Below are 18,368 nucleotides of genomic sequence, written 5' to 3'. Positions count from 1 at the left end.
AAAGACAAGGTTTTGCATCTTTAGACATCATTCCGCATATATTGAATACTAGTTGCCTTGAATATCTTATGATGCGATTACATGTTTTTACATTTCCGAATATTGTTGAATTTTAGACAATAGCTAATCTCTAGGTATGCTATATTAGAAAATAATTTTTTGAACGTATTTAAACTACAATCGATCAACTCCAAAACTAATTTACTCAAGATCTCCTTTCCTGTGATATTCTTAATCTTTATAATAACCCTTATAAAAAGGCTAGAATTAGAATAAAACTACGTTAATTCACGCTATATCACGTTAACGAGCTCTAATAACACGCTAGCGACACACGCTAACGAACTAAAAAACTATCGCTAGCGTGTGTCGCTAGCGAAAAACAAAATCCAATAAAAAACGGACTTTATTCCTAACTTTACTTTAATAATAAATAAGAGATAAATATCACTAAAAGTGGGTATTGCCAGATTCTTAAAATCCTCGTTATTTTACAATTGACCAAGCGAAAAGACATTAATCTAATTCAAACGGATTTAAAAATGGCTTTAACGCATCAAATTGTGGAAAACCGTAAGCAAAAACAAATTTATCAGCTAAGTTTTGGTTTTTATAATAATGAACCGATTACAAATCACTCCATGAGCTTTTTATAAAATACATTACAAAGCTGTTTCGTATTTGAATAGGTTATTGTATTTTAAATCCTATTTTTACGAGTAAATCAATTAACGTAAAAGCATAACAGCAACTAATTCATAATGGCAAAACAAGTAAAAGCAAAAAAAGAAAAATCAATAGAAGAAACCCTTTGGGAATCAGCAAATAAACTCCGAGGAACAGTAGAATCATCAGAATATAAGCACGTAGTACTGGGGTTGATCTTTCTAAAATTTGCCAGCGATAAATTTGAAGAACGTCGCAAAGAATTGATTGAAGAAGGCAAAGAGAAGTTCATCGAGATGAAGGAGTTTTACAACATGAAAAACATCTTTTTTTTACCTGAAGAATCTCGTTGGTCTTTCATTATACAAAATTCCAAACAAAATGATATTGCCTTAAAGATTGACACCGCTCTTCATACCGTAGAGAAAAACAATCCTGCTCTTAAAGGTGCATTGCCAGACAATTACTTTTCTCGTTTGAATATGGATGTGAGTAAACTCGCAGCCTTGTTAGACACCATCAACAATATCGACACTATAAAAGACAAGCAACAAGACATTGTAGGTCGTGTCTATGAATATTTCTTGAGTAAGTTTGCTCTTGCCGAAGGAAAAGGAAAAGGCGAATTCTACACCCCAAAAAGCATTGTGAATCTAATTGCCGAAATGATTGAACCATACAAAGGTGTAATCTATGATCCCGCTTGTGGTTCTGGTGGTATGTTTGTGCAATCAATCAAGTTTATCGAAAACCACCACGGAAACAAAAAAGAAATCTCCATATACGGACAAGAATATACGGCTACTACTTATAAACTAGCCAAAATGAATCTAGCCATTCGTGGTATAGCGGCTAATTTGGGCGATGTTGCTGCGGATACTTTTGGTCGTGACCAACATCCCGACTTAAAAGCCGATTACATTATGGCCAACCCACCTTTTAACCAAAAAGATTGGCGTGCCAGTGATGAATTAGTAGACGATTCTCGTTGGAGAGGCTATGATGTTCCTCCTACCTCTAATGCCAACTATGCTTGGATTTTGAATATGGTAAGCAAACTATCTGAGAATGGTGTAGCTGGGTTTATCTTGGCTAATGGTGCATTATCTGGTGGCGGTGATGAATATAAAATTCGTAGAAAGCTGATTGAAAATGATGTGGTAGAAAGTATTGTGATTTTGCCACGATCTATGTTTTATACCACTGATATTAGTGTAACGCTTTGGATTTTGAATAAAAACAAAAAAGAACGAACAGTTACCTTACCAGACGAAACGAGGAACTACCGTGACAGGCAAAATGAAATCTTATTTCTTGATTTAAGAGAAAAAGGAATTCCGTTCGAAAAGAAATACACGCAGTTTTCTGAAGAGAATATTATAGAAATCACACAAGCCTACCACAACTGGCAAACCGATTTAAATAAATACAGCAACGTAGCGGAGTTTTCGTATGCTGCTTCTATTGAAGAAGTAGTTGCAAAAGATTTCTCCTTAGTTCCGAGTAAATATATTGAATTTGTAAACCGTGACGAGAACATTGATTTTGATGATAAAATGAAGTCGCTTCAAAAAGAATTTTCAGAATTACTGCAAGCCGAAGCCCAATCTAAAAATGATTTACTAACCGTTTTCAAAGAATTAGGTTATGGGATCAAATTATAAGCGATTAGGCGATTATATACAAGAAGTAAATATTCGAAATAAAGCATTGATTGAAGCTCCTCTGATGGGAGTAAGTATCAAAAAAGTACTGATGCCATCTATTGCTAATATTATTGGTACTGATATGTCAACCTACAAATTGATCCAAAAAAATCAGTTTGCTTATGGCTCTGTTACCTCTAGAAATGGAGATAAAATATCAATTGCTTTAATGGAGGAACACGATCAGGGGATGGTCTCTCAAGCCTATACGGTTTTTGAAGTCAAGGATGTTAAAGAATTAGCCCCTGAATATTTGATGATGTGGTTTCGCCGACCTGAGTTTGACCGTTACGCACGTTTTATGTCACATGGAAGTGCTCGAGAAATTTTTTCGTGGACAGAAATGCGCGATACTTTATTACCAATTCCTTCTCCAGAAAAACAACTTCAAATTATAAAAGAATATAATACTATTCAAAACCGTATTCAACTTAACAACCAACTCATTACCAAACTCGAAGAAACTGCACAAGCGATTTACAAACAATGGTTTGTGGATTTTGAGTTTCCTGATGTTGATGGGAAACCTTATAAAAGTAATGGTGGGGCGATGGTTTTTTGTGAGGAATTGGAAAGGGAGATTCCTGTTGGGTGGGTAATTGGAAAATTAAATGATTTTTCAAAGATAGTTATGGGGCAGTCTCCATTAGGAGAAAGTTATAATGAATTTGGAGATGGTGTTGCTCTAGTAAATGGACCTGTTGAATTCGGGAGTTATTTTACTGTAAAAACCAAATGGACTACAGAACCAAAAAAATATTGTGAAAAGAACGATTTGATATTATGTGTTAGAGGAAGTACGGTTGGAAAAATTGTAGTATCGGATGATAAATATGCAATTGGTAGAGGAGTATGCGCAATTAAATCTAAATATCCATTTTTCAATTTATTAATGATAAAGAATAATTTAAACCTTATTTTGAAAGATGTAACTGGCTCAACTTTTCCAAATTTGGACAGAAAAACTTTAGAAGAATTTAGAGTAATTATTGGTAGCAATGAATTATTACAATATTTTGAAACTAAACTTGAACCTTTAAATGGAACTATAAAATTATTACATACTGAAATAGTGAAAATTGAAGAATTAAAAGGTTTATTATTGGCTAGAATGACAAAGGTCGAGCGTGGAATAGAAACTGTAGAAAATTAAAAAAAATAAATAGATATGATAAGAATATTACATTTAACTGATTTTCATCTTAATAATAAAACTTTAAGAGATTGGAACGGTTTTTATAAAGATGCTTTTTTTTCTAAATTAACTGAGTTGTCAAAAGAAAGAAATATAGATTTTGTTTTTTTTACAGGCGATTTAATTGATAAGGGGGGAAAGGACTTTAAAGGTACAACCTTGGCTTTAAAAGAATTCAAAACTAATATAATTGACCCAATACTAGAAAAACTGAATCTAGATATTTCAAGATTTATTATTTGTCCAGGAAATCATGACATTGATAGAACCAAAGATTCTAAAATAGATGAAAATGGACTAAAAGGTACTTTATTAGTTTCTGATGATGTAATTGACTTTATCAATACTAGTACAAAAGAAAATTCATTTCAATATATTAAAAGAATAGAAGAATATAAAAATTTTGAAATCGAATTATACAAAGATATTGAAATTGATAATTTACATTCAATGTTTAACTTCTCACTAAAATATGAAATAGATGGAGTAAGCATTGGAGTAAGTTCTATTAATTCATCATGGAGATGCTATGATAATGATGACTATGGTAGCATATTAATTGGAGAAAATCAATTGAATGACAATTACAAATTTGTTGAAGATTGTGATATTAAAATTGCATTAATACATCACCAATTAGATTGGATTTCAAAAATTGAAAAAAGTGTTATTGCATCTCATATAAACAAAAATTATGATGTAATACTTTCTGGACATGTTCATGAGCATATGTCACAAATGACTACAGGTTTTACTGGTTCTTGTTTTCACAATGTTTCACCTTCAGGATTAAATCAAATAAGATCAGATAGTTCTACTTTTATTAATGGTTTTACTATAATCGATTATAATAAAAGTATAAATTGTCATTACTTAAAATATATACACTCGCAGAAAGAATTTGTTGATAATACTGACATTGTACCAACTGGTAAAAAATCTTTTACCAAACCTACAATGGAGTCTGATAATGATTTAACTATTTATAGCAATGCTATAGATAACATCAAGGAAGATCATTTTGAGGAAATGAATGCCCATTTTATAAAAGGTAAAAACGAAGTAGGTGATCAAAATGTAAAAACATCTTTTATTTATCCTCCAATTGATGATGGAAAGGGACACTATGATGAAATAGAAACTAATACAAATTTTAATGAAATATTAAACACAAATAATCATACATTGTTTCTGGGACAACAAGAAATAGGAAAAACAAGTCTATTATATAGATTAATTGTTGAATATGTAGATGAATTTGATATTTATAAAAAAATACCCGTATTTATTGATTTTAATAATATTAAAAACAAAGAATTTATTACTATAATCAAAGAATATACAAGATTAAATACCGATAATGTCAAAAATATTTTGACAAAAGGTAATTTTATTATTTTTATTGATAACATAAATTATCATGAGTCAAAAAACTTTGGTTCTCAAATAAATAAATTACATAATTTCAATAAAGAATATTCAAAAGTTAGAATAATTGGAGGCTATCAACATGATAATTTGGAAATAATTCCCACTGAAGTATTCAACCATTGTAAAATCCCTTTTTCATATCAATTTATTAGAGCTCTTAAAACAAAAGAAATCAAACTAATAATGAAACAATGGCTTCCGTCTAATGATATTTTAAAAACGGAAGAAAAATTACAAAAATTAGTAAATACATTTTCTTCTTACAATTTACCAAACAATGCTTTATCTGTTCATTTATATCTTTGGAGTATGGAAAATGGCGATAAAAAACCAATTAATCAGGCAGTATTAATGGAGATTTATGTTGAGTTAATTTTAGAAAAACTCAATAAAGATAATGTTTATCGAAATAATTTTGATTTCACAAATAAAGTGCAGCTAATTTCAATGATTGCTGAAAAAATCATTAAAAAAGAAAATAATGAATATTGGCTTAACCAGACAGATTTTTACAATACAATAAATGATTATTTAAAAAATAAAGTTGGTTTTTCTTTTGACCCTAATGTTATAATGGAATATCTACTTGAGAGAAAAATATTTACTAGAAATAATCAAAACGAAGTTAGATTCTCTCATGTCTGTTTTATGCACTTTTTTGTAGCAAAAAGAATGGAATATAATCCAGACTTTAGGAAATTTATTTTGGATGAAAAAAGATATTTTAATTATCCAAAAGAACTAGATTATTATACAGGCTTAGTTCGAAGTGATGAAGAAACTTTTAAGATTATTTATGAGAGGTTTAAAAAGCTATTTGATCCTATGAGCTTCATATTAGAGGCAGTTTCACCCGATGAATATTTTAATATTAATCTAAAAAAAGATTCAAAAAATGATGAACCATTAGCTAGAAACCTTGAAATTGCTAAAATTAAAGATAGTAGGCCTTCAGAAGAATCAATTGAAAAACAGTATGATGAACAATTAGAAAAAATCTCAAATTTAAAGCAAGAAATCAAAGGAAATACAAATATTGATTTTGATAGAATGTTGTTAATTATGTGTAATGTATTGAGAAATTCTGAAGGTATAGAAGATCTTGATTTAAAAAACAGAGCTTATAATGATATCATTAAACATAATATAACTTATTCAATTCTTTATACACAAGTTGTGGTTAGGTATTTAATCGAATATGGAAAACTACCCCCATCTGTTCCTCAAAATGTTTCATTGGAAAATATATTAAAAAATATTCCATATAATATGCAGTATTCTTTATTTACACATTTAGGGACCCAAAAATTATCAAACGTTATTGCTCAAAAAATGGCGTTTGATTTAAAAGGCGAATCTAATTCAAAATCAGAAATCGAAAAATTTCTTTCAGTAGCATTATATTCAGATATTCAAGGTCCTAATTTTGACAATTATCTTAGCAAATTTATAAAATCAATAAATTCTATACCTGTTCAAAACTACATGTTATTTAAACTCTCAGAATACCTATATAAACGTTCAAAAGAAGGCTCTGATAATGAATTACTGTATTTAGATTTAATTGCTGATTTAAAAATAAGAACACAAAAATTACCAAAAAGATTAAAGGAACAAATTAAAAAAGGATTGCTAGAAAAGAAAAATAAGTTTGTGAAAATCTTGAGAATAGAATAAATCTAATGGTAAAATATAACGTACATCAGCAACAAGTAGAAACTTTATTAAATTGGATAAAAATTTGGTGAGATTGTCACACTATAAAATTAAAAATAGTATGACTTAAATCGTTAGTTTTTTGCGACAAGAAACAAACAAAGGGTGGGGTTATTTAACTTTGATATATCAAAGTTAAATAACCCCACTTAAACAACCTAAATAATTATAATATTATTCTAAAAAATGTCCAGTTTTTTATATAATAAACTGGACAAAAGTATATATTTGTAGTAAATACACAAGCATGAAAACCACTGACTACATAACAGTTACTATAGATCGACTCCCAAAAGGGTACGTTTTCACCTATGCTGACTTTACTACTGAGGTGAATAAAAAAGAAGCAGTAATAAAAGCCTTGAATCGAATGGTGGTTTCGGGGAAAATTGCAAAGTTAGCCAAAGGGAAATACTATAAACCTGAGCAAACTGTTTTTGGCAGATTGCAACCCAACCAATTTCAAGTGGTAAAAGACTGGCTTGAGGATGATGGAAAAGTAATTGGTTATCTTACGGGCTATAGTGTTTTTAATCAACTAGGCCTGACTACGCAAGTAAGTAATACCATTCAGATCGCTAAAAATGAAATTCGCCCACCATTACAAAGAGAACAGTACACCATTAAATTCGTCAAGCAAAAGAATACTATTAGCAAAGAAAATATTCCATTGTTACAGCTTTTAGATGCGATTCGTTATATCAAGAAAATACCTGACACTACTATCGCTTCCGCTTGTTTGCGTTTACTATCACTATTAAAAAACCGAAACGAAAAAGACACGGCTACTATGGTACGCTTGTCTCAAAAATACCCACCATCTACAAGAGCATTATTAGGAGCGCTACTAGATGAAGCAGGGATTTTTCAATTCCAAGAACTATTACAAAAAAACTTAAATCCAATTACTACCTATAAACTATCGGGTGCTGCTACTATTTTGAAAGCTGCCCAAAAATGGAATTTAGTATGAAATTACACGGTAACACCACACTATTTAGACAATCGATTGCCTTTACAGCGCAACAGATGGGGATATTACCCATTTATGTAGAAAAAGACTATTGGGTTACTTATGTACTTCATCTCATTTTTCATGATATAATTGGAACAGAAACCGTTTTTAAAGGTGGAACTGCTTTGTCCAAATGTTTTGGCTTAATTGAACGCTTCTCTGAGGATATTGATTTAGTGGTTTTAAAAGGTGATCATGAAGGCGGAAATCTACTGAGAAATAAATTAAAGAAAATAACCAATCTTGTTGGAACTAAATTAACTGAAGTTAACGAAGAAGGGATTACTCATAAAGTGGGAATGCTTAGAAAAATCGCTTATAGCTATCCAAAAACCGTTACTGGAAAATATGGGCAAGTAAGAGAAAATATTATAGTTGAAGCTACTTGGTTAGGGAGATATGAACCTTTTCACAAAACCACTATTTCCTCTTATATTTTCACAATGATGGAAAAATCGGGACAACATCAGCTTGCAGAAGAATATGGTTTATTGCCTTTTGAAGTTCAAGTGCTACACGTAAATAGAACTATTTGCGAAAAGATAATGAGCTTGGTTCGGTTTTCTTATGGAGAAAATCCAATCACTGACTTGCAAAATAAAATTCGCCATACTTACGATTTACACCAGTTACTAAAAGTTCCTGCCATACTAGAATTTTTTGAAAGTCCCGCATTTGAAGAAATGCTTTCACTTGTTGGACAAGATGATGTTGCTAGTTTTAAGAATAATAATGAATGGTTAGCGTACCACCCTAAAGAAGCTATCCTATTCCGTGAAACGGAAGAAATATGGAAGCAATTAGAAAACACATACACCAATGAATTTGCAAATCTTGTATATGGTACACTACCAAATAGCGATGCCGTTTTAGGTTCCCTTATTAAAATTAGGGACAGAGTAAAGAATGTAAAATGGGATATTACAATTCCTGAAAAGGAAGAAAAAAAATAATATGAAATTTACCGAATCACAATTAGAAAAAGCGTTTATAAGTTTACTACAAGAAGAAAAAATGATTCATCTTATTGGTGCGCAAGTACGACAAACAGAATATCAAGGCACGTCAGAGCCTGAGACTGTTTACGGACATATCGTAAGTGAAAAAGTACTTATTATCGAAGATTTAAAATCCTATCTAAGAACTAATTATGCCAACGAAAACATTACGTCAACTGAAATCGACTCCATCGTTAGAGATTTAGAGCGACTCCCTTCTTCTGACTTGTATGAAACTAATAAAGCCATTATGAAAATGGTGTGTGATGGTTTTTTACTGAAACGTGAAGATCGCAGCCAAAAAGACTTTTATGTACAACTTATTGACTATTCTGAGGAAGATAAGAACACTTATAAAATTGTCAATCAATTAGCCATTAAAGGCTATGAAATGCGTATTCCTGATTTGATTTTATACATTAATGGATTACCGTTAGTAGTTTTTGAATTTAAAACTATGCTGCTCCCCAAAAACGGTACAACTTTTTGTTTAGATTTAAGATAGGATTAAAAACCCTAAATTAGCATAATTATGTCAAGAACAAGAAGAGTATTTGGAAAAGAATTTAAAGCAAAAGTTGTTTTAGAGGCGTTAAAGGAAAAAGAAACCCTTGAGGTTTTAGCAAAGAAGTACGAGTTATTACCGACTCAAATTTCGTCATGGAAAGCAGAAGCCATAAAAAATATTTCTGCTGTTTTTTCACAAGAAAAAGCAGTTGTTGTTAAAGATGAAATTCCAACTGAAAAACTTTTTGCGCGAATAGGTCAGCTTACATTGGAAAACGATTTTCTAAAAAAAAAGTTGCGTTAGTTTCCTTAGAAGACAGAAAAAAAATGATTGATTCAAAGATGAAATTAAGTATTTCTAAACAATGTAAGTTGCTGTTAGTTAGCAGGAACTGTTTCTATTATTCACCCAAAGACGAATTGGAAGAAAACAAAATAATAATGGATTTATTAAAAATTCAATATTCGGCAACTCCGTTTTATGGCTATCGAAAGATGTCGGTATGGCTTGAAGGAAAAGGTTTTGAAGTAAACGAAAAACGAGTGCGAAGATTGATGAAATTAGCCAATTGGCAAACCATTTACAGAGCACCACGCACCACAATTGCCATTAAAGAGCACAAAAAATATCCGTATTTATTGAAAGGATTAAAAATTACACATAAAAATCAAGTGTGGGCTACCGATATTACTTATATCCCCATGGATAAAGGCTTTATGTACCTTTGTGCCATAATAGATTTACATACCCGATATGTTTTAAATTGGAGTACTAGCAACTCAATGAGTGCTCAGTGGTGCGCAGAAACATTGCAAGAGGCAATAGATAAACATGGCAAACCAGAGATATTCAATACTGACCAAGGCAGTCAATACACTAGCGAAATTCACACCAGAATACTCATAGACAACGATGTAAAAATATCCATGGATGGCAAAGGAAGAGCAATAGATAATATATTTGTGGAGAGATTATGGAGAACCGTAAAATATGAAAATGTATATTTGCAGGCCTATACTAGTACAATTAGCTTGTACAACGGACTTAAAAAGTATTTTGAATTCTATAATGAAGAACGTTTTCATCAATCGTTAGATTACAGCACACCGAGTAAAATGTATTACAAAAAACAAGTGGCATAAAATCAGAATAACTTTTTCGGCTTTTTAAGGAGCCAAAAGTTATCTCCGATTTTAGCCAGGAAACTGGAAAATAAAACTAAAAAAAAACTATCTTAAGTTTTTGAAAAAGTTGTCTTAACAAAGGGTCGCATCATAGTATGTCATCCACATATGTTTTGTAATCGGATTGTCAGATAATACGTTACTCATATAATCCCCTCCTTGAATCCCCAATATTTCCAACGTTGATGGGAATTTAATATTAGCTAACAAATTAGGTGAAACTCCCCTAACGTTTAAAGACTGTACTTTCAATTTTCCAAAATCTACTTCTCCTACGGTAGCAAAACGTTTTAAAATTTCTTTACTATCAATATCAACTAACACAAGCTCAGTAAAATTTTCTATTGGAAACTCATACAGATGACTATCTAAAAGATTTGAAATATATAATTGGTCTTCGTCAATTTCAATAAATGAAAATTTATTAGCGCTGCTTTTATTTAATTCTAGGTTCATAGATGGTGTTTTTCTTAGTGGTAACAGACATTATACAGTAATAATACTGGGAATATTTGACGTAATATACTTAATATTACTAAATGTTTTCAGAGTTTCTAGGGGTTTAATTTATTGTATTAGTAATCATATTGTAAAATATTCATTTCTTCTCAACCGTAGCATTTTATATCCTTAACCTGAGTTAACCTATGCGCTTAAAAAAGAAAAAGAATCTTTCAAAGATTTAGGTATCGACATTGAAGAAAAAGCGTTTTACGACATTTTGAAAGCGTTGGCTAAAAAATACGATTTTGTCTATCCCGAAGACAAACTACTTATACTTGCTCAAAGAGTGAAAGATGTGGTAGACGATTTAACAAAATACACCGATTGGAGCAAACGAGAGGACATCAAAGCAGAACTAAAAGCAGATCTAATAGTTCTTCTTGCTGAAAATGGCTATCCTCCCGTAGATAGAGATGAAATTTATAAGGAGATCTTTGAACAAGCAGAGAATTTTAAGAAGTATAATCCCTAGTAGTAAATACAACTTATTTATTTCCTTTATTGATCAAATCTAAGCTCTGGAAATTGATACTTTTGGATATTTGTATTTGGTACGAATTTACGCTTTTGTTTATGTTCTATATTATGAAATTTCAAGTACTCCTTAAAGAAGACCTCCCCTTCAACATTAGCTTCTTCAATGGATATTTGATTAAAAATACTATTATCCATTTTCGTCTCGAAAATTGTATTCAAATCAGAAATTACTGGAATTTGTGATACTTGCAGCATATATAAGGAATCAAATTTTAAAACAGAACCTTCTTTACTTAAAGAGGTGTTTTTATCTATCATAGCCATTAAGTCAGCTTTTAAATGGTTTATCATTTCCTCATCTGGATTTATATTTAAATCGGTTTCAATTCCAACAATTTCAGAAAGTATCCAAAACAGTTGGTTTGCTATTAATCTGGTACTTTTCAAACTTTTATATTTTTTTAATTCCTTTTCCCACTCACTAATCCCATTCTTAACGTAAGCTTTTTTCAATTGCTTTTTTAACGACAACGCTTTAAGAAGTAACCTCTTTATAGTATCACAATAAAGAGGTTCATTCTTAATTGAATCTCGTTCCATTGTTTTCGAAAATCGTTTTCTTCCTGTAACTAGCAAATTAAATTTTTGAACAATAGCCAATACCAAAGAATTATTTCTTCTATGCCCTTTCAACTCTAATTCGTTTAAATAATTATAATCACTTTTACTAATGCGTTCTTCTATCAAAAAAAATAAGCTCTTTAAATTGTTCATCGTATTTACAGTCTTTTCAGCATCATTTCTTGCAGCAAGAAATTCAATTTTCTTTTTAAATAATAGCTGTTTGGTCATTCCATAATCTCGCTCCTTATAAAAGATATGTTCTGGATTAAATTGAAACTTCAAAGCTCTATAATATAGTGTCCTGACATTAAAAACGTATTGACTATTAGCTCTAATAAATTTTAAAATACTAAGTAAGTCATTAGATTTGATCGCCTTACCATTCAAAAACCTTAACCTACTTATCATCTCTTCTAAACGAATACATAAAGTTTCATAGTCAATAGTATAATCGTTTAAATTAAAATTGGCAGTTATATATTTATATTTCTCTTTATAAAAAACAAAGCCATTCGCCTTTCCTTTGATTTCAGATTTAATACCTTCATATTTTACAATCATGTTCAAACCTTTCGGAATACTACTCACATAAGCATACGATAATCGCTTAGTAGACAAACCAAAACTTTCTAATAGCACTGGTCTATTAATTTCCTTGTAGCCAAAATCACAATTAGGCTTTACTTTTAAAATCATTGGTTTGATGACGTTATCTATAAAATAAAGAGCATCATGTAACCTCGTTCCTCGATTGAGATCATTCATCACAATGAAATTTTGAATAGCGTTCTGTTCCTGTTCAGTCATAAAGGAATAAAATTTTCTTTTTGGATCGTGTGTCATATCTATAATCTCATTTGCTTGTTCAAACGTGTAACCGCATTCAACAAAGAAGGAAATTGTTTCCTCTTTACTTTTATAGCGACCACTATTGCAATAAGTATTAAACAAAACTTTTGCTTCGCCTCTACCTATTTTCTTTGAAAGCATCAAATTATTATAAACATTATCTTTTAAACAAGATCCGACCTCGATATCCAAAAAGGTTGGAAAAGCACTCTTTATATCGCATTCGATTATTTTGAATGGAGCTAAATGACGTAAAATTCTAGCCGTCTTTGTCCATGGATTAAATTCTCTACTGTCTTTATCAATAACATTAAAATAAGTCGTTGGCAATTTTAATTCTTTACATACCAAAAACAAAATACCATGGTACCAGTCCGACACCAACTTGAATTTATTAATTGGTAAATTTTTGTTGATCTGTTTTTGTAAATCTTCATATTTCCCTTCCAAGTGTACTTTATCAAATTTATAATTACTAAGAGGCAATTTATTACCAGTCATTATAAAATGATTGATGTAATCAATATACTGATGGTGTCCAAAATACTCAGAATTAAAATACCAAGCCGATTGAATTATCAACCAGCAATGTCTGAAATAGTAATCATTACGAAGTGCAAAAAACTCAACATCTATCTCATGTATTGCAATGTAATTCGATTGATTATCTGCATCTAAAAATCCCTTTACCATTCTTAAAGAATAGTAATTATCCTTTATTTTATCCTTGAATATTTCAGAATAAAAATAAGCCATAGCTAAAAGTGTGATTTCTGAAAATGACACACCTCCCCCGTCCCTATTATCACCTTTTATGTGATTTAGAGCATTTATAAATTCAATTCTACAATTGGAGGAAATACGATTTTGAATGTCGTTTTTTAAGTTAGAGTCATTAAAAAAATCTAACTTAATCCATTCAGGAATATACTTTTTGGCTACAGCTTTTTCAGCTGTAGAAACCAAAACCTATTAAGAATTAATAGGTTTAACAGCTTCTAAAACTTGCGCTCTGGAATAAAAAACACGGTTCCCAATTCCAGAACTTTTTAATTTACCACTCTTTGTGTGTTTCCAAAGTGTAGAAAAGTTAATGCTCAAAAGTTCGCAAACTTCTTTTCGAGTCATTAAATCATTTGAAGATTGATCTTGTTGTTTTTGTTGCTCAACTTGCTTAAGTTGGAATAATGGATAAAGTGCATCAACTAACTCTTGTAATGTAATGCCGTTTAAATAAATCTGGTTCATGCTGCCTTATATTGGTTAATTAGGCGCAAGATGTATCCGAATGAATGCTCCTTTAGGGCAGTTTTTTCCCATTTGGGGAAGTCAAATTATATTGGATTTAAAATAGTGTCAAAAACAATATTAAAATTATTTTCTCTTTGAGTACTATGGCTTTTATCTAAAGACCTTAATTTACCCTCCACAAAATACTTTTGATAATCCCTATCATTTACAACTTTAATCTGTTCAAATACAATTTTCATAAATTCATTGTCTTTGTGGTTATGAATTAATTTCTCTATTTCCAATCTTTTTTTAAGATAAGAATAATCGATATAAAAATCAACTATATATTTCTGATATTCTAAAAAACAATTGTAAACTTCTGTAGTTGTAAACAATAAAGGAAAAGGGTTCTTCTCTTTTTCTAAATTAGTGCTTTTTGCTAAATCGAGAGCAACACTTTCATCGTTATTAGTGTTTTCATTTATGGGAAGCAAAAACTCATCTGCTTTTTTCTTGTAAAAATTATTTGAGTCTTCTTTGAGTCTATAAATCGCCTCAGGTATCAACTTCAAAAATAAAACTAATTGAGACCGTAAAGAATACTTATCCATTTGTTGAACTGATCGTAATAGATTTGTCATTCTCACTATTCGTTCTGCATTCTCTACTTGCTCTAAACTATTACCTTGACTTATTAAATCTTCTTTAATAATCTTCTCGATTACCTTCTTTCTAATCATGGCTTTTATACTCATTTTATATAAAAAGGGTTTCATCGGGAATCTATAGGACTCATCCAATTGAATTACCATTCCACTACTTAATTCAAAATTTTGCCCTTTAGATAAAACACCCGCTAATTTTAGGTTCAAAACATTATTGCAATCCCAACTAAATAATAAATCAATATCAGAGAGTATTTCAGTAGATAGTTCTAAGAAGTCCATGTCCTTACTGAACTCTGCCCATTCATCCAACAAAATTTTATTTGTAAGTATTTCAGATGTTAAATCTGTGATGTAGGTAGATTTATTTTTTTTCATTTCTTAATAATTATTTAGCTGATTCTTCTACAATATTTAAAACTGATTTTTTCGGTTTCGGAGTTAGTTTACTGAAATATTCCAACATTTGATATGCATTATCATAAGTAGTCTTTCCTATATAGGATAGGAACATCCGCTCCGTTCCATGAGCAGTAATATTCATAAGAACAGGAGTTGGAATACGTCCATAAAAATTAGTGGCAAATGAACGTCTACAAACGTGTGAGCTAATAACTTCCCATTTAGGATAAACATCTTTCACGGTTGGCTCTCCTTGCTTTAGTTTTTTTCGTCCTTTAGTGGGTGTGTTGATTTCCGCTGCTTGGCAAACTTTTTTAATATATTCATTGAATCGAACTAAAGACGTTTTATAAGGTAGTCCATTTTCGATTATTTCAACCGCTTCTGGCAATAACGGAATTGCGACTAACTTACCAGTTTTCTGTTGCTTTAATTCGATTATTTTCATGCCATTAAGGTCTTTTATGCTTTTATCTGTGATGTTAAGTAAATCTCCAGCACGCTGCCCAATCAGGCAACCTAACAATAACCACTTACGTGCATTTATAAGAGCTAAACTTACTAATTTTGCATTCTTAATTGATTCTTGCTCCTCTTCGCTTAAAAATATTATGTCTTCAGGCTCTTTACTTTCTGACAATCCTTTAATATTTTTAATTTGCTCAGATGTTTCAATATCGTTCTTCGAGGCATCAAGACAAATTGTTCTAATATTCGCTATGTTTTTCCCCACATAATTAACCGAATATCCTTTGCCAAATAACCACATTTTAAACTTTTCGACAAATTGTAAATTAATATCCTTTATTAAAATACTTTTACTGCTACATACATCGTTTTCATAACGTAAAACTGTCTTTTTGAATAGCTTTAAATTCTGTATGCGACCTTTACTTAATCCTAGTTCTTTTTTTGCATTTTGCTTATAGGGTGCTTCATCAATGTATTTTTGAATATATGTTGTCAAAATATCTAAATCTACGACAGGAGTTTTTTTATTGTAAAAATCAATTTGAAGTTGTAGCCAAGAACCAGTAAATTCAATTCCTTTACTTACTGCATCATTATGAGCATCATTTATAAAGGTGGCTAATTTTTCTAATTTTGATTTTAATGCCTTTAAATCTTCTTTTCCAGTTTTTGGGAGGGACCTATCTTCACTCCAATCTTTAAAATCAATAACAAAACCCGTTTTCCGTTTTAAAACAATATTCCTATTTATTGAATAGCGAACATAGATATTTGAGTTGTCCTTTTTACTTTGAAGCAAAAACTTTATAGTAGCCATATTTTTTATTTTTTAGACAAATCAAATGTAAGAAAAAATTTAAATCTAGTCAACCGTTAGTCAACCGCAATCATATTTAATCATATTTAGTCATATTCGAATACACTAATTAAATTACAACTACCTGATTAACAGTACATTTAAACATTTTAAGAAATATGCAAATATGTGGGTAATGTCCCCACCGTGGTCACGAATAAACAAAATGCCGAAATTAAATAGTAAAGCTGGCTTTGACTATTTAATTTCGGCATTTTGTTTTCAAAGCAGAGCTTTTTTGGGATTGACTTCGTCTATCCCGTCCGTCCTATCGAAAGGCCTTAAAAAATAGTAACCTTACTTTTACTGTTTTTTAAGGACCTTGTATTTGCAAACAGGGACTTTGTAGGAAAGACGAAGTCAACCTTATTTTTAAGCACTATTTCTAAACTATCCTCCCAGATTTGTTAAAAAAGCCATAACCAGTAAAAATACCATCGAACATCCCACCGCTATCATAAAAAAAGTACCTAGATATAAAAACAATCTGTCTTTTTTACGTTCCTCTTTTAGTAGCTCACTATTAGCTTCCCTATATTTCGCAGCAAACATCATCTCAATCCCAATTTAAGTTCGACAAATAATCCATTAAGGGACCACTCTTACAATAATGTAAAGAAACGCGTATTACAGCTCTTTCACAATACCAACTTTTAGTGATTTTTAAATTAATTATCCGTAAAACGGATCAAGTCGAAAACGCACTTTAAACAATAGCTAAATAGAATGGATCACATAAAAAAAGCGTCCCAACAAACTGCCAGAACGCTTCTAATTAAAAATGTGTTATTTTATTTTTTAAACATTTCCTGTAACGGTTTTAATTGCGCCATATCGATATTAGATTTTTTCAAAACAGACATCAATGTGATCACATTATTCGGATTCATATCCTTACCTAATACCCTTACAACGGCAAATCCAGCCTCTTTACTGTTCGCATACAACACAAACTCGTCTATATGCTCATCTGTGCCTACATAACTCACTGAAGCCCCTGCCGAACCAGAACTATACTTCATCAGCTGTTGGTACTTCGCGTCCTTTAGAATCAAATTAACCTTGGCACGTTCTGATTCAAATTGCGCCTTGTTGGTTTCATTAAGCTTAAATGCCAAAACATTCATTTTGTCAAATGATTCTAAAGCTCCATTTTGCTCAGCAGACAATTTCGCTTTGTCTAAATTTAGTATACTGGGCGAAATATCTAATGCAATGAAATCTTTATTTTCTGTATTTTCTACAAAATATTTCTGCAGTGTAGGCTCTGAATTACAACCAACAACTAACATACCTAGAAAAATCGCGATGCTATAAATCGTTCTCATTTTATTTTTTCCCTTTGGTTGCTCTTTTCAAATCAGCTCCACCAGGGATTCTCATTTTATCGGTAAGAATAGAAATTTCATTCAAATCAAAGTTCCCTGTCAACGACATCAAAACGGTTTCATCTGATTTGCTCCCGCCTTCGATAAACATCAAAAGCTCTTTTATTTGGGAATCTGTAGCTCCGGATTTTACTAATATTTTAATGTTCTTGCCACTGTCATTAACACGCATCAGTTCTTCTAAACCAGCCGTTCTTACATACTTTTCTGCAGCTGACCTCATTTCATTAGTTGCTCTTGTGCTACTAGTGGTAAAAACTTTCAGATTGTTAAGTTTTTTTATCAAATTCATATATTGTTGTGTTTCCCTATCAGAAGCGTCAACTTTTACCTTACTCATCAATTCAAACATCTTTTTATTTACGATGATGGACGTAACATCATCTTGTCCGTCAAACTTATCAAATGCAGCTTGCGCAAAAAACGGACTAGAAACCAATACTATTACTAATGTGATTATAAACTTTTTCATTTTCTTTT

The 18,368-nt window shown here is 30.9% G+C and carries 15 protein-coding genes and 1 pseudogene; 9 read left to right on the top strand and 7 right to left on the bottom strand.

Annotation, left to right across the window (positions count from 1 at the left end):
• The first annotated feature begins 761 nt into the window (after positions 1–761).
• From BMW63_RS11240 to BMW63_RS11205, 8 genes are all read left to right on the top strand, one after another.
• Positions 762–2,330: a type I restriction-modification system subunit M gene (locus BMW63_RS11240; RefSeq protein WP_074723563.1), complete on the top strand. Its 1,569-nt coding sequence runs from the start codon at positions 762–764 to the stop codon at positions 2,328–2,330.
• The gene (locus tag BMW63_RS11235) at positions 2,314–3,525 is read left to right on the top strand and encodes a restriction endonuclease subunit S (RefSeq protein ID WP_074723562.1); all 1,212 of its coding nucleotides are present in this window, start codon (positions 2,314–2,316) and stop codon (positions 3,523–3,525) included. The genes BMW63_RS11240 and BMW63_RS11235 overlap by 17 nt, the downstream gene beginning before the upstream one ends.
• Positions 3,526–3,540: 15 nt before the next feature.
• On the top strand, positions 3,541–6,675 hold the full coding sequence (locus BMW63_RS11230) for a metallophosphoesterase (protein WP_074723561.1): 3,135 nt from the start codon (positions 3,541–3,543) through the stop codon (positions 6,673–6,675).
• A 286-nt stretch (positions 6,676–6,961) separates the two neighbouring features.
• A complete protein-coding gene (locus BMW63_RS11225; protein WP_074723560.1) occupies positions 6,962–7,687 on the top strand; it encodes a type IV toxin-antitoxin system AbiEi family antitoxin domain-containing protein in 726 nt (241 codons plus the stop codon).
• Positions 7,684–8,682 carry a nucleotidyl transferase AbiEii/AbiGii toxin family protein gene (locus BMW63_RS11220; protein WP_074723597.1) on the top strand — a complete coding sequence of 333 codons (999 nt, stop codon included), beginning with the start codon at positions 7,684–7,686 and terminating at the stop codon, positions 8,680–8,682. The genes BMW63_RS11225 and BMW63_RS11220 overlap by 4 nt, the downstream gene beginning before the upstream one ends.
• Before the next feature lies 1 nt (position 8,683).
• On the top strand, positions 8,684–9,232 hold the full coding sequence (locus BMW63_RS11215) for a type I restriction endonuclease (protein ID WP_074723559.1): 549 nt from the start codon (positions 8,684–8,686) through the stop codon (positions 9,230–9,232).
• A 27-nt stretch (positions 9,233–9,259) separates the two neighbouring features.
• Positions 9,260–9,538, top strand: a complete 279-nt coding sequence (locus tag BMW63_RS11210; RefSeq protein ID WP_074723558.1) for a transposase — start codon at positions 9,260–9,262, stop codon at positions 9,536–9,538.
• Between the two features lie 23 nt (positions 9,539–9,561).
• Complete coding sequence (locus BMW63_RS11205) at positions 9,562–10,377, top strand: IS3 family transposase (protein ID WP_074723557.1); 816 nt, start codon at positions 9,562–9,564, stop codon at positions 10,375–10,377.
• Between the two features lie 114 nt (positions 10,378–10,491).
• Here BMW63_RS11205 and BMW63_RS11200 read toward each other — a convergent pair whose 3' ends face one another.
• The gene (locus BMW63_RS11200; RefSeq protein WP_074723556.1) at positions 10,492–10,875 is read right to left on the bottom strand and encodes a hypothetical protein; all 384 of its coding nucleotides are present in this window, start codon (positions 10,873–10,875) and stop codon (positions 10,492–10,494) included.
• A 196-nt stretch (positions 10,876–11,071) separates the two neighbouring features.
• On the opposite strand from BMW63_RS11200, the pseudogene BMW63_RS11195 reads away from it, so the two are divergent.
• Positions 11,072–11,395: pseudogene (locus tag BMW63_RS11195) on the top strand (type I restriction enzyme endonuclease domain-containing protein); the annotation flags it as partial.
• A gap of 26 nt (positions 11,396–11,421) precedes the next feature.
• Here the strand turns inward: BMW63_RS11195 and BMW63_RS11190 are convergent.
• The 6 genes from BMW63_RS11190 to BMW63_RS11165 form a co-directional block, all read right to left on the bottom strand.
• The gene (locus BMW63_RS11190; protein ID WP_074723555.1) at positions 11,422–13,839 is read right to left on the bottom strand and encodes a hypothetical protein; all 2,418 of its coding nucleotides are present in this window, start codon (positions 13,837–13,839) and stop codon (positions 11,422–11,424) included.
• Positions 13,840–13,845: 6 nt separating this feature from the next.
• Entirely contained in the window at positions 13,846–14,121 is a 276-nt protein-coding gene (locus BMW63_RS11185; RefSeq protein ID WP_074723554.1) for a helix-turn-helix domain-containing protein, read from the bottom strand.
• Positions 14,122–14,207: 86 nt separating this feature from the next.
• Positions 14,208–15,149: a hypothetical protein gene (locus BMW63_RS11180; RefSeq protein ID WP_074723553.1), complete on the bottom strand. Its 942-nt coding sequence runs from the start codon at positions 15,147–15,149 to the stop codon at positions 14,208–14,210.
• Positions 15,150–15,159: 10 nt separating this feature from the next.
• The gene (locus BMW63_RS11175; protein ID WP_074723552.1) at positions 15,160–16,461 is read right to left on the bottom strand and encodes a phage integrase SAM-like domain-containing protein; all 1,302 of its coding nucleotides are present in this window, start codon (positions 16,459–16,461) and stop codon (positions 15,160–15,162) included.
• 830 nt (positions 16,462–17,291) lie between these two features.
• On the bottom strand, positions 17,292–17,828 hold the full coding sequence (locus BMW63_RS11170; RefSeq protein WP_074723551.1) for a DUF4252 domain-containing protein: 537 nt from the start codon (positions 17,826–17,828) through the stop codon (positions 17,292–17,294).
• A 1-nt stretch (position 17,829) separates the two neighbouring features.
• Positions 17,830–18,360 carry a DUF4252 domain-containing protein gene (locus BMW63_RS11165; protein WP_074723550.1) on the bottom strand — a complete coding sequence of 177 codons (531 nt, stop codon included), beginning with the start codon at positions 18,358–18,360 and terminating at the stop codon, positions 17,830–17,832.
• Positions 18,361–18,368 lie beyond the last annotated feature (8 nt).

It is taken from the genome of Flavobacterium frigoris, from assembly GCF_900111075.1.
GTDB classification, from domain to species: Bacteria; Bacteroidota; Bacteroidia; order Flavobacteriales; family Flavobacteriaceae; genus Flavobacterium; species Flavobacterium frigoris.
Note: the sequence above shows the minus strand (reverse complement) of the source record. Positions and strands in the feature narration are given on the sequence as shown.